Source organism: Jannaschia aquimarina (assembly GCF_000877395.1).
In the GTDB taxonomy this organism is placed as follows: domain Bacteria; phylum Pseudomonadota; class Alphaproteobacteria; order Rhodobacterales; family Rhodobacteraceae; genus Jannaschia; species Jannaschia aquimarina.
Genome location: NZ_JYFE01000041.1, coordinates 231282 through 243316 on the forward strand (window position 1 = coordinate 231282; position 12035 = coordinate 243316).

The 12035-nt window shown below is 65.1% G+C and carries 10 protein-coding genes; 8 read left to right on the forward strand and 2 right to left on the reverse strand.

The window, feature by feature from the left end; translation table 11 throughout:
- Positions 1-37: 37 nt before the first annotated feature.
- A complete protein-coding gene (argE, locus tag jaqu_RS11685; protein WP_043919137.1) occupies positions 38-1198 on the reverse strand; it encodes an acetylornithine deacetylase in 1161 nt (386 codons plus the stop codon).
- Positions 1199-1371: 173 nt separating this feature from the next.
- Here argE and jaqu_RS11690 point away from each other — a divergent pair, with 173 nt between their 5' ends.
- From jaqu_RS11690 to jaqu_RS11720, 7 genes are all read left to right on the forward strand, one after another.
- Complete coding sequence (locus jaqu_RS11690) at positions 1372-2376, forward strand: ABC transporter ATP-binding protein (RefSeq protein WP_043919138.1); 1005 nt, start codon at positions 1372-1374, stop codon at positions 2374-2376.
- Positions 2373-3455, forward strand: a complete 1083-nt coding sequence (locus jaqu_RS11695) for an ABC transporter ATP-binding protein (RefSeq protein ID WP_084629762.1) — start codon at positions 2373-2375, stop codon at positions 3453-3455. The genes jaqu_RS11690 and jaqu_RS11695 overlap by 4 nt, the downstream gene beginning before the upstream one ends.
- On the forward strand, positions 3452-5164 hold the full coding sequence (locus jaqu_RS11700; RefSeq protein ID WP_043919139.1) for a peptide ABC transporter substrate-binding protein: 1713 nt from the start codon (positions 3452-3454) through the stop codon (positions 5162-5164). Before jaqu_RS11695 ends, jaqu_RS11700 begins: the two co-directional genes overlap by 4 nt.
- 78 nt (positions 5165-5242) lie before the next feature.
- Positions 5243-6250, forward strand: coding sequence for an ABC transporter permease (locus jaqu_RS11705; protein ID WP_043919140.1), 1008 nt, complete (start codon positions 5243-5245; stop codon positions 6248-6250).
- 52 nt (positions 6251-6302) lie between these two features.
- Positions 6303-7208 carry an ABC transporter permease gene (locus jaqu_RS11710; protein WP_236687844.1) on the forward strand — a complete coding sequence of 302 codons (906 nt, stop codon included), beginning with the start codon at positions 6303-6305 and terminating at the stop codon, positions 7206-7208.
- 134 nt (positions 7209-7342) lie between these two features.
- Positions 7343-7918, forward strand: coding sequence for a L,D-transpeptidase (locus tag jaqu_RS11715; RefSeq protein WP_043919142.1), 576 nt, complete (start codon positions 7343-7345; stop codon positions 7916-7918).
- 85 nt (positions 7919-8003) lie between these two features.
- Positions 8004-8480, forward strand: a complete 477-nt coding sequence (locus tag jaqu_RS11720; protein WP_043919143.1) for a PRC-barrel domain-containing protein — start codon at positions 8004-8006, stop codon at positions 8478-8480.
- A gap of 137 nt (positions 8481-8617) precedes the next feature.
- On the opposite strand, the gene jaqu_RS11725 is transcribed toward jaqu_RS11720, so the two are convergent.
- Positions 8618-9496, reverse strand: a complete 879-nt coding sequence (locus jaqu_RS11725) for an NAD(P)-dependent oxidoreductase (RefSeq protein ID WP_043919144.1) — start codon at positions 9494-9496, stop codon at positions 8618-8620.
- Positions 9497-9571: 75 nt separating this feature from the next.
- On the opposite strand from jaqu_RS11725, the gene jaqu_RS11730 reads away from it, so the two are divergent.
- Positions 9572-12025 carry a penicillin acylase family protein gene (locus jaqu_RS11730; protein WP_043919145.1) on the forward strand — a complete coding sequence of 818 codons (2454 nt, stop codon included), beginning with the start codon at positions 9572-9574 and terminating at the stop codon, positions 12023-12025.
- Positions 12026-12035: the final 10 nt, after the last annotated feature.

Below are 12035 nucleotides of genomic sequence, written 5' to 3' on the forward strand. Positions count from 1 at the left end.
GGGAGCTTCAAGCCGTGATGGCGCCGCAGGCCCGCGTTCAGACTGTCAGCGTCTCGACCGTGCGGCGCAGGAAGGCTTCGCCCTTCTCGAACTGATCGACCGAGATCCATTCGTCGGGTTGATGGGCCTGGGCGATATCGCCCGGGCCGCAGACGACAGCGGAGTAGCCGCGTTCCTGGAACTGCCCGGCCTCGGTGCCGTAGGTCACGGTGTGGCTGCCATTGTCGCCGGTCACGCGACGAACCAGAGCTTCGGCGGCGCCGTCGGGCTCGGGGCGCAGGCCGGGGACGCCGAAGTTGCGATCGTAGTCGATACCGGCCTGCGGATTGCGGGCTTTCAGCCGGGTGTCCAAGTCATCCAGGAAGATTTTCAGATCGGCGGCGTGCCGTTCCGGGTCATCGCCGGCGGGGCTGCGGAAGCCGACATTCAGGTGGCAGTCCTTTGCGGTGATGTTGTGAGCGGTGCCGCCCTCGATCATGCCGACATGGGCGGTCGTGAAGGGCGGATCGAACAGGGCCGAGACCGGATCGGGCTCGGCTGCTTGCAGCATGTCGTTGCGTTCGTTCACCCAGTTCAGGATGCGGCCCGCCTCGTGCACGGCGCTGACGCCTTCGGGCAGCTTGGACGAATGGACCTCGAAGCCGCGGACGTGGATCTTGAACATCACGCTGGCGTTGTGACCGGTCACCGTGCGCAGCATCGTCGGCTCTCCGATCAGGGCGGCGGCGGCGCGGGGCAGGTGTCGGACCATGTCGTCGATCATCGGTGGAGCGCCGACGCAACCGACCTCCTCGTCATAGCTGAGCGCAATCTGGAGGGGCCGTTTCAGGTCGATCGACTGCGCATACGGCACCATCGCGAGCGCGAGCGCATCGAAGCCTTTCATGTCGCAGGTCCCACGCCCGTAGAGACGGCCATCCCGCTCGGTCACCGTCCAGGGGTCCGTGGACCAGTCCTGACCGTCGACGGGCACGACGTCGGTATGGCCCGACAGGACCAGGCCGCCTTCGACCTCCGGTCCTATGTTGGCGTAGAGCGCGGCCTTCGTGCCGGTCGCGTCATAGACGCGGCGCGACGCAACGTCATGTCGCGCGAGGTAGTCCTCGACCCAGTCGATGAGGTCGAGATTGCTGTCGCGGCTGACGGTCGGAAAGGAGACGAGGCGATCCAGGATCGCGCGGGCGGACAAGGGTTCCATGGCAACGTCGTGCGGCGAGAGCGGGCAGGCGTCAAGGCGAACCGCCTGCATTTGAGGCGCTGGCAACCCGAAGCCTGCTGATTAAGCAAAGCGCTTGCGTGTCGGATGGGGCTCTGCCAGCTTTCGCGCAGGATCCGGGCGATCAAGACCCGGACACGTATAGGGAGCGGGGGATGCCGTCAGGCGACCGCACCGTGCTGGAAGTCCGGGGGCTTCGCACGGCATTTCAGACGCGCAGCGGCTCGGTCTATGCCGTCAACGACGTCAGCTTCGATGTGAAGCGCGGCGAGCTCTTGGGTGTCGTCGGCGAAAGCGGGTCCGGCAAGTCCGTCACGATGATGTCGCTGATCGGTCTGTTGCCGATGCCGCCGGCCCGGATCGAGGCCGGCGAAGTGCTTTTGGACGGCGAGGACCTGCTCAAGGCATCGCCGGCCCGCCTGCGGAACGTTCGCGGTGGAGAGGTCGGGTTCGTCTTTCAGGACCCGATGACGTCGCTGAATCCCGTCTTTCCGGTCGGCTTCCAGATCGTCGAGCCTCTGCGTCGCCACATGGGCCTGTCGAAGAAAGCCGCGCGCGACCGGGCCGTCGAGCTGCTGGAGCTCGTCGGGATTCCCGGTGCACGGGCACGGCTGGACGACTATCCGCACCAGTTTTCCGGCGGGATGCGCCAGCGGGTGATGATCGCCATCGCGCTGGCTTGCGATCCCAAGCTTCTGATCGCCGACGAACCCACCACGGCGCTGGACGTGACAATCCAGGCGCAGATCCTCGAACTGGTCCACAAGCTGCGCGACGAGTTGGGGATGGCGATCGTCTGGATCACACACGATCTGGGCGTGATCGCGCAGATCGCCGACCGCGTGCTGGTCATGTATGGCGGACAGGTGGTGGAGCAGGCGCCGGTCAGGCCCCTGTTCCGCGACCCACGGCATCCCTACACGCGCGCGCTGCTCAAGACGATCCCGTCGGTTACCGGAGAGCGCGCGGCGAAATTGCAGGTGATCGAAGGCCAGCCGCCGATCCTCGGTGCGTTTCCGACGGCCTGTCCGTTTCGCGACAGATGTCCGCTGGCATTCGAAAGATGCCACGCACAGAACCCGGCGCGCGAGGTCGTCGCAGAGGGGCACGACGTCGCCTGCTTCCACCCTTCCGCCCAGGGCGCGGAGGCGGTGGCATGACGCGCCCGCTGGTCGAGGTCCGCGATCTGAAGATGCACTTTCCGATCCATGCCGGTCTGCTGCGCCGGCAAATCGGCGCGGTTCGCGCCGTCGACGGTGTCAGCTTCGACATTCGCGAGGGCGAGACACTGGGGCTGGTGGGCGAGTCGGGATGCGGCAAGTCCACCTGCGGCCGTGCGGTGCTGCGCCTCTACGACATCACCGACGGCGAGATCGTCATCGACGGCAAGGCGATCGGGCACGAAGACCAGAACAGCCTCCGCCATGTCCGGCCGACCATGCAAATGGTCTTCCAGGATCCGCAGGCTTCGCTGAACCCGCGCATGACGGTGGCCCGCATCATCTCGGAGCCCCTCGACGAGCATACGAAGATGTCCGGCGCGGAAAAGCGGGCCCGTGTGCTTGAATTGATGGACAAGGTGGGCCTGAACCCGACCTTCGCCAGTCGGTATCCTCACGAGTTTTCGGGCGGTCAGCGCCAGCGGATCGGCATCGCGCGGGCGCTGGCGCTGAACCCGAAGTTCATCGTCTGCGACGAGCCCATCGCCGCGCTCGACGTCTCGATCCAGGCGCAGGTCGTGAACCTGCTCGAAGAGTTGCAGGACGAGCTTGGACTGACCTACCTCTTCATCAGCCACGACCTGTCGATGGTCCGGCACATCGCCGACCGCGTCGCCGTGATGTATCTGGGCAAGATCGCCGAACTCGCACCGCGCGACGACCTCTATGCACAGCCGCTCCATCCTTACACGCAGGCCTTGCTGTCGGCGGTGCCGGAGCCGGATCCGGCCCAGTCGGACAATCAGGGCGAGAGGATCGTCCTCAGGGGCGACGTGCCGAGCCCGGCCAATCCGCCGGATGGCTGCAACTTCTGCACCCGTTGCCCGGCCGTGATGGATGTCTGCCGGCGCATCGACCCCGATTTCAGAGAGGTGACGCCCGGCCGTTACGTGGCCTGTCACCTCTACGACCCCGAACACGGGGGCACCGCCCCCGAGCAGACCGGAGGCGCGAACCCCGGCACCGCGCAGGCGCGAACAGGCACCTATCCAAGCACTCAACAAGGAGGGAACCCATGAAACTCAAGCACGCGCTCTGGGCCAGCGCCGCAGCGCTGGCCGCCGGGCCGGCCTTTGCGGATGGCCATGAAGGCGAACGCGGCCGGGACGGTCAGGTCAACATCATCTACTGGCAGGCGCCATCCACGCTGAACCCGTTCTTGTCAGGCGGCACGAAGGACGTCGAGGCCGCGAGCCTGGTGCTGGAGCCGTTGGCGCGCTTCGATGAGACCGGCACGATCCAGCCCTGGCTCGTGACCGAGATCCCGACCGTCGAGAATGGCGGCATCAACGAAGACCTGACGCAGATCACCTGGACGCTGCGCGACGATATCGTCTGGTCCGACGGAACGCCCTTTACCTCCGAAGACGTCGCCTTCACCTACGAATATTGCACCCATCCCGAAGGTGGCTGCGCGCAGGCGACCAAGTTCGAACCCGTCGAGAGCGTCGAGACGCCCGACGCGACCACCGTTGTCGTAAACTTCCGCGAGCCGACGCCCTATCCCTACACGGCCTTCGTCGGTGGTGAGAGCCCGATCCTTAAGAAGGCGCAGTTCGAAGGATGTCTCGGCGCCGCCGCATCGACCTGCACCGAGCAGAATTTCGGCCCGATCGGCACCGGGCCGTTCGTGGTCACCGAGTTTCGCACGAACGACGTGATCGCGTTCGAGGCGAACCCGAACTTCCGCGAAGAGGGCAAGCCAGCGTTTGCGGCCGTCAACTTCAAGGGCGGTGGCGACGCCGAGGCGGCCGGCCGCGCGGTGATGCAGACCGGCGAGTTCGACTACGCCTGGAACCTGCAACTCGCCCCCGAGGTGATCCAGCAGATGGAAGCGGGCGGCCTTGGCGTGCCGGTTGCCGGCTTCGGTCCGCTGGTCGAGCGGATCATGCTCAATAACACGAACCCCGATCCGTCGCTTCCGCCGGAAGAGCGTTCGGTCGTCAGGCCGCATCCGTTCCTGGGCGATCCAGCGGTCTACAACGCCATGTCGATGGCCATCGACCGGCCGCTGCTGGTCGAGATCGGCTACGGTCAGGCCGGTCGCGTGACCTGCAACTGGGTGCCGGCGCCCGAAGCCTTCTCGTCCACCTCCATGACGTGCGACACGCAGGATCTGGAAGGTGCAAAGGCCATGCTCGAAGAGGCCGGCTGGGTCGACGAGAACGGCGATGGCGTCCGCGAGAAGGACGGCGTCGAGCTGCGCGTGCTCTACCAGACATCGACCAACGCCGTGCGTCAGGACTTTCAGGCGCTGATCAAGGAATGGTGGGAAGAAATCGGCATCGCGACCGAGCTTCGCAACGTGAACGCCTCGGTCTTCTTCGGCGGCGATGCGGGAAGCCCGGACACGTTCGAGAAGTTCTACGCGGACGTCGAGATGTACGCGAACACCTTCAACGGCACCGATCCACAGGCCTATCTGGCCCGCGGCCTGTGCGACAAGGCGCCGACCCCGGCCACGCAGTGGCAGGGCGAGAACATCTCGCGCTTCTGCATGGAGGAGTACGACGCGCTCTGGAACGAGCTGTCGCAGACGGCCGACCTGTCCGAGCGGCAGCGCATCGCGAAGGAACTGAACGACATGATCGTCCAGAACGGCGGGATGATCCCGCTGGTCCACCGCGGGCGCCTGTCGGCCCACGCGAACTCGCTGGGCGGCATCAAGCTGAACGTCTGGGACAGCGAGTTGTGGAACATCGCCGACTGGTATCGCATCGGCGAGTGACCTGATCCCGGCCGGACCGTTCGCGGTCCGGCCGACCTTCGGCGGGAGGGTCCCGCCGCCTCAACCCGTGGGCCGCCCATGCTGACCTACACGCTGCGCCGTCTGATGTTCGCCGTGCCGACGTTGTTCTTCATCGCGGCCGCGATCTTTTTCCTGCTGGAACTCGCGCCGGGCGATCCGATGGCGAACGTTCCCCTGACCGTGCCGTCCGAGGTGCGGGAGCAGATGCGACAGGCGCTCGGTCTGGGCGAGCCGGCGCATATTCGCTTCGTGCTCTGGCTCAAGCAGTTCTTCTGGATCGAGCCACTCAACCTCGTGGACCACTGGTTCGGCACCACCTTCGCAGAAGGGGAATTGCGGATCATCTCCTGGCAAAACCGCAGCCCGGTCTTCCTGACCATCGCAGAGCGCATTCCCCAGACGCTATGGGTCGTCGGCACCAGCTATCTGGTTGCCATCCTGATCGCGATCCCGATCGGCATCTATTCGGCCTACCGGCAGTACTCGCTCTTCGATCAGGCAGGCACGTTCATCACCATGATCGGGTTTTCGGTGCCGCCGTTCTTCTCGGGCGTCTTCGTAATCCTGATCTTCTCGGTCTATCTGGGCTGGTTCCCGACGATCTACGACACCCGGCTGGTCGTGAACGACTGGGACAGCTTCATGCAGCAGGTTCGCCAGATGATCCTGCCGGTCATGGTACTGGCGCTGCAGATCACGTCGCAGCTTTCGCGTTTCATGCGCGCCAGCGTGCTGGACAACCTCAATCAGGACTATGTGCGCACGGCACGCGCCAAGGGTCTCGTGGAACGGCGGGTGATCCTGGTCCACGTCCTGCGCAACTCGCTGCTGCCCGTCGTGACGGTGATCGCGCTTTACGTGCCGGCGATCTTCTCGGGAGCGATCATCACCGAGCAGATCTTCAAGGTGAACGGGATCGGACAACTCCTGATCACGGCACTTCAGGCGAATGACTGGCCCATGGTCCAGACGCTGTCCTTCATCTTCGCCGTGCTGATCGTGGTCTCCAACCTGGTCGCCGACCTGCTCTACGGCATTCTGGACCCGAGGATCCGATATGACTGATCCGGTCGTCTCATCCGGCAACGATCCGCAGACCGTGACCGCCTCGCACCAGATGGGCCCCGAGGCGGTCGCCGTACCCGCCGCACGCAGCCAGTGGCGCGACGTCTGGGACCAGTTCCGCACGCATAAAGGGGCGCTGATCGGGGCTTTTGTCTTCCTCGGGATCTGCCTTTTCGTGGCCATCGGCCCTTGGTTCTGGCCACTCGATCCGACCGAGACCAACATGCGCGCGCGCAACGAGGGCATGTCCTGGGCGCATCCGATGGGAACCGACAGGCTGGGCCGGGACACGTTTGCGCGTGTGATGGCGGGCGGGCGGATCTCGATGGCGGTCGGACTTGTCGCCATGCTGCTGTCGCTCTTCCTCGGAACGCTGATCGGGGTGCTGGCGGGCTATTTCAAGCGTCTCGACGGGCCGCTGATGCGTCTGACGGACATGTTTCTCGCCTTGCCGATCCTGCCGCTCCTGCTTGTGCTGGTGGTGCTCTTCCGAGAGCCGCTGTCGGCCGCGTTCGGCATCGAGACCGGGATCTTCGTGCTAATGGTGACTGCCATCGGCATCACGTCGTGGATGCAGACAGCTCGGATCGTGCGCGGCGACGTGCTCGCGCTCAAGGAGCGGGAGTTCATCCTGGCTGCGCGCTCCATCGGAACGCCGCCGCGCCGGATCATCACGCGGCACATGTTGCCGAACGTCCTGTCGCCCATCATGGTCTCGGCGACGCTCGGCATCGCGACCGCGATCATCACCGAGTCGACCTTGTCCTTCCTCGGGCTCGGCTTCCCGCCCGACTTCCCGACCTGGGGCCGGTTGCTATTCGACGCGGTAAGTTTCTTGCAGAGCTATCCCATGCGGGCGGTCTGGCCGGGGCTGATGATCAGTCTCGTCGTCCTGTCGATCAACTACGTGGGCGACGGGTTGCGTGACGCGCTCGATCCGCGGATCCGGGGCCGCTGAACCGGAGCGTGCGGAGATAACATCCCGCATCCCTCCCCCGAGGATTGTTTCGTGGGCGGGGACGGAAGGGCCGTGGTGAAACCGAATTGTGCGTTCATGCGCTTCTCTTGCGAGTTCTGCCGTAGGAGATGCCGATGTTTACCCGCCGCCGCTTTGCCCTGACCGCCCTTGCCGCCGTCGCGGCGCCCGCCGTCCATGCCGCACCGACAAGCGTTCCGCGCTATCAGGTGCCGCGTTCGATGCTTCCCCGGATCGTCGATACGCCGGCCGGTCTGGCGCCCAACCACATCCACGTTGTCCCGTCCGAATTCGCGCTCTATCTCGCGGGCACGAACGGGCGTGCGGTTCGCTACACGGTGGGCGTGGCGAAGCCGCATCTCTACCACCCCGGCACCTACACGATCCGCGCGAAGAAGGAGTTTCCGTCCTGGATGCCGACGCGCGGCATGATCCAGCGGGAGCCGCACCTCTACCGCAAGTACGAGGGCGTGGGCATCCCCGGAGGTCTGGACAATCCACTTGGTGCGCGCGCGCTTTATCTCTTCAAGGGAAACCGCGACACCTTCCTGCGGATCCACGGTACGCATTACCCGCATACGGTGGGCAACGCGGTGTCGAATGGCTGCGCGCGACTGGTGAATGACCAGATGGTCGATCTCTACGATCGCACGCCGCTTTATATGCCCGTGACGCTGCATCGCTGGGCTTAACGCGGCGTAAGTTTCGGAAGCTAAGGGGAACCTTCTTGCAGGGTGCGGCATTCTGTACCCGAGACCAACCTGCAAGGAGGCTTTCATGCTACGCATTCTGACCGCAACCGCCCTGACCGCGACCCTCGCGATGCCCGCCATGGCCGACAACCACGCGTCCAGCGACGACAGCGCGATGATGAACGATGACACCGCGATGATGGAGATGGATAACCTGATTCGGACCCGCGACATCACCGGCGGCCCGATCTACTCGATCGCTCTCAACTACGACGAGACCATGTGGACGGATGCGGAGCCGGCCACCTACAGCACCGAAATCGGCACCGAAACGAACCGTATCGGCGAGATCGAGGATATCGTTCTCAACGAGTCGGGTCAGATGATCGGCATCGTCGCCGAGGTTGGCGGGTTTCTCGATATTGGCGACAAGCACGTCATGATCCCGGTAGAGGACCTGCAACTGACCGCCGTCGATGATCGGACCTACAGCTATGTCACCCGCCTGAGCGAAGAGCAGCTGGAAGAGATGCCGGCCGTCGACGAAAGCTGGATGAACTGAGAGTTCTTACGAGTTCGGCGAAAGTCGTATGAGTATGTGTAACGTCACGTGTTGAGAAGGGGGCCGGTGGCCCCCTTTTTTTCATTGCACGGCGATTGCAGTCAGGACCGCTGCCCCGATTGTCAGGCGATCCCCCCTTACTTGTCGGCCAGTTTTCCCAACCGCGCCATGAGGCTGGACGTGTCCCAGCGGCCCCCGCCCATCGCTTGCACATCCTTGTAGAACTGATCCACGAGCGCCGTGACCGGCAGGGGCGCGCCCAAGGCATCCCCTTCCTTGAGACAGATGGCGAGGTCCTTGCGCATCCAGTCGACAGCGAAACCGTGATCGTAGTCGCCGGCCAGCATCGTCTTGTGACGGTTGACCATCTGCCACGATCCTGCGGCACCGCCTTGGATCACGTCGATCACCGCTTCGCCGTCCAGACCCGCCTTCTGAGCCAGCGTCAGACCCTCTGCCAGCCCCTGCAGCAGCCCGGCGATGCAGATCTGGTTGACCATCTTGGTCGTCTGTCCCGCACCGACCTCGCCCATCCGGCGGCAGGCCTTGGCATAGGCGCCGATCACCGGCTCGGCCCGGTCGTAATCGGTTTGCGCGCCGCCGCACATGACGACGAGCTGTCCGTTCTCCGCGCCCGCCTGGCCTCCGCTGACGGGTGCGTCCACATAGGCGATCCCGCGTTCCGACGCAGCCGCCGCCATTTCCCGTGTGACCTCGGCGCTGACGGTCGTGTGGTCGACGAAGACCGCCCCCTTCGACATGCCGTCAAAGGCCCCGCCCTCGCCGATGCAGATGGCGCGCAGATCGTCGTCGTTGCCGACGCAGGCCATCACGAATTCCACGCCCTCTGCGGCATCCCTCGGGGTCGGGCACGCCTTTCCGCCATGTCGGGTGACCCAGTCGTCGGCCTTTGATCCCGTGCGGTTATAGACCGTCACGTCATGCCCGGCGGCCATGAGGTGGCCCGCCATCGGGAAACCCATGACGCCGAGCCCCAGAAACGCACATTTTGCCATGCCGGCCTCCCTTGCATCCGAACGCCCGCTCGTTAGACCCGGAGGCGGGGTCGAGTTCAACCGAAGGGGCAGGGGATGGAGCGGCTTTTCCGCTGGACTTTCCGTATCGTGGTGTTCGTCCTCGTAGCGACCGGCGTCATGCTGGGGACGCTCTTCTGGTTCACCTCGCGCAGCCTGCCGGATTACGACCGCACCCTAAAAGTGACGGGCATCGATTCTCCGGTCGAGATCGTGCGCAATACCCATAACATCCCGCACATCTTCGGAGAGACCGACGCGGACGTCTTCTTCGGGTTGGGCTATGCCCATGCGCAGGACAGGCTCTGGCAGATGACGCTGATGCGGCGGACCGCCCAGGGCCGCCTGTCCGAGATCTTTGGCGCCGAGACGCTCCGGACGGACGAATTGCTGCGTCGGCTGGGCCTCTATCGGTCTGCCAACCGCGCCGCTCGCCTGCAGGATTCGGAAACGCTCGCGATGCTCGAAGCCTATTCGGCGGGGGTGAATGCGCGGATCAATGTCATCAACGAGGGGGCCGAGGGGCGGGGCGCGCCGGAATTCTTTCTGTTCCCGCCGGAAATCGCGCCGTGGCGTCCGGCCGACAGTATCGCCGTCATGAAGCTGATGGCGCTGCAACTGTCGTCCCACGCATCCGAGGAATCCGCACGTGCGCGCGCCTTGCTCGTTCTGTCGGAGGAGCGGCTGCGGGACCTGCATCCCGACATTCCGGGCGACGGCACCGCGGTGCTCGCGGGCGATCTGTTTCCGACGCTGGACCATACGCGATTTGCCGCGGCCGGGCCGCGACCCCCGCTCTGGCCGATCGCGCCGCGCGGTCTGGCAGGTGCGTCGAACGCCTTCGCCGTCGGACCGGATCATGCCGCCTCGGGCGGGGCCTTGATGGCGAATGACCCGCATCTGGGCCTGACCGCGCCGACGATCTGGTACCTGGCGCGGCTCGACCTCCGGACGGGAGGTGTGATCGGTGGCACGATCCCGGGTATGCCGGTTGTGCTGGCGGGACGCTCGGACGTCCTCGGTTGGGGTCTGACCACGGCCTATCTCGACGATCAGGACGTCGTCATCGAGGAACTCAACCCCGAAGACCCGACCGAGTACCGGACGCCCGGCGGCTGGACAGAGTTCGAGACCGAGGGGTCCATCATCCGGATCAAGGACGAGACGCCGGTGACGCTGACCCTGCGGCGCACCCGGAATGGGCCGGTCCTCACCGGCAGCCAGTTCGACCTGGGCCAAGTCACGCCGCCCGGCCATGTCGCCGCCCTGCAATGGACCGCGCTGACCGAGGCGGACACGTCCATGCGCACGGGGCTCGAATTGATGCGCGCGCGCAGCATCGAAGACGGCCTCGCCGCGGCGCGCCATCTGGTTGCGCCCGCGCAGATGCTGACGCTTGCCTCCGAAGACAGGATTGCAATGGTCATGATGGGCGCACAGCCCGATCGCGATCCCGCTCATCAATCCCAGGGCCGGATTCCCGCGCCGGGCTGGATCGACGCCAATGTCTGGTCCGGAACGAAGCCGTTCGATGACAACCCCGTCTGGATCGACCCGGAAAGCGGCATGTTGGGGAACACAAACAACAAGATCGTGGATCGGCCCTTTCCTGACCATGTCTCGTTTCACTGGGGTGATACGCAGCGGGTGCAACGTATGGAGGAACTGCTCAGCCGCCGCGACATCCACACCCGGCAGAGCCTGATCGAGGCGCAGCTGGACACCGTCTCGTTTGCGGCCCGGGCGCTCCTGCCTCTGGTGGGCCGCGACCTCTGGTTCACCGGAGAGGCGGCACCCCCCGGCACGCCCGAGCGGCGGCGGCAGGACGCCCTCGCCCTTCTGGCGGCGTGGAACGGCGAAATGTCAGAGCATCTGCCCGAGCCGCTGATCTACGCGGCCTGGATGCGCGCCCTTCAGGACCGGCTCATTCGGGACGATCTCGGCCCGCTCGCCGACGAGTATTCGCGGATGATCCCGCTCTTCGTGGAGAGGGTCTTTCGCGACATCGACGGCGCATCGGCGTGGTGTGACGTTATCCAATCCGTTCCGGTCGAGACCTGCACCGACGTGGCGCGCTTGTCGCTGGATGATGCGCTGCAATCCCTTGAAGATCAGTATGGCGGATCGCCCGAGAGCTGGCGTTGGGGGGACGCGCACGAAGCGCATCACGACCACCCTGTCCTCGGGGACATTCCTTTCCTCGGTGCAGTCGTGAACATCCGGCAGAGTACGTCCGGCGGCGATCACACTCTCCAGCGGGGCCGCACGTCCGGTGAGGCCCCGACCCCCTTCGCCAATGTCCACGCCGGAACCTATCGGGGTGTCTATGACTTTGCCGATCCCGAAAGCTCGGTCTTCATCACGTCCACCGGCCAGTCCGGCCACCCGCTTTCGCGCCATTACGACGATCTGGGTGTACTCTGGCGGCGGGGCGAATATATTCCGATGACGCTCGATCCGGACTTAGCGCGTGCGGGCGCGGTCGGCATCACCGTACTCGAGCCGCTCTGAGGCTCAGAAG

Excerpts from the sequence above, each read along its gene's own strand:
- argE (WP_043919137.1), bottom strand. The coding sequence starts at position 1,198 with ATGGAACCCTTGTCCGCCCGCGCGATCCTGGATCGCCTCGTCTCCTTT.
- jaqu_RS11690 (WP_043919138.1), top strand. The coding sequence starts at position 1,372 with ATGCCGTCAGGCGACCGCACCGTGCTGGAAGTCCGGGGGCTTCGCACG.
- jaqu_RS11695 (WP_084629762.1), top strand. The coding sequence starts at position 2,373 with ATGACGCGCCCGCTGGTCGAGGTCCGCGATCTGAAGATGCACTTTCCG.
- jaqu_RS11700 (WP_043919139.1), top strand. The coding sequence starts at position 3,452 with ATGAAACTCAAGCACGCGCTCTGGGCCAGCGCCGCAGCGCTGGCCGCC.
- jaqu_RS11705 (WP_043919140.1), top strand. The coding sequence starts at position 5,243 with ATGCTGACCTACACGCTGCGCCGTCTGATGTTCGCCGTGCCGACGTTG.
- jaqu_RS11710 (WP_236687844.1), top strand. The coding sequence starts at position 6,303 with ATGGGCCCCGAGGCGGTCGCCGTACCCGCCGCACGCAGCCAGTGGCGC.
- jaqu_RS11715 (WP_043919142.1), top strand. The coding sequence starts at position 7,343 with ATGTTTACCCGCCGCCGCTTTGCCCTGACCGCCCTTGCCGCCGTCGCG.
- jaqu_RS11720 (WP_043919143.1), top strand. The coding sequence starts at position 8,004 with ATGCTACGCATTCTGACCGCAACCGCCCTGACCGCGACCCTCGCGATG.
- jaqu_RS11725 (WP_043919144.1), bottom strand. The coding sequence starts at position 9,496 with ATGGCAAAATGTGCGTTTCTGGGGCTCGGCGTCATGGGTTTCCCGATG.
- jaqu_RS11730 (WP_043919145.1), top strand. The coding sequence starts at position 9,572 with ATGGAGCGGCTTTTCCGCTGGACTTTCCGTATCGTGGTGTTCGTCCTC.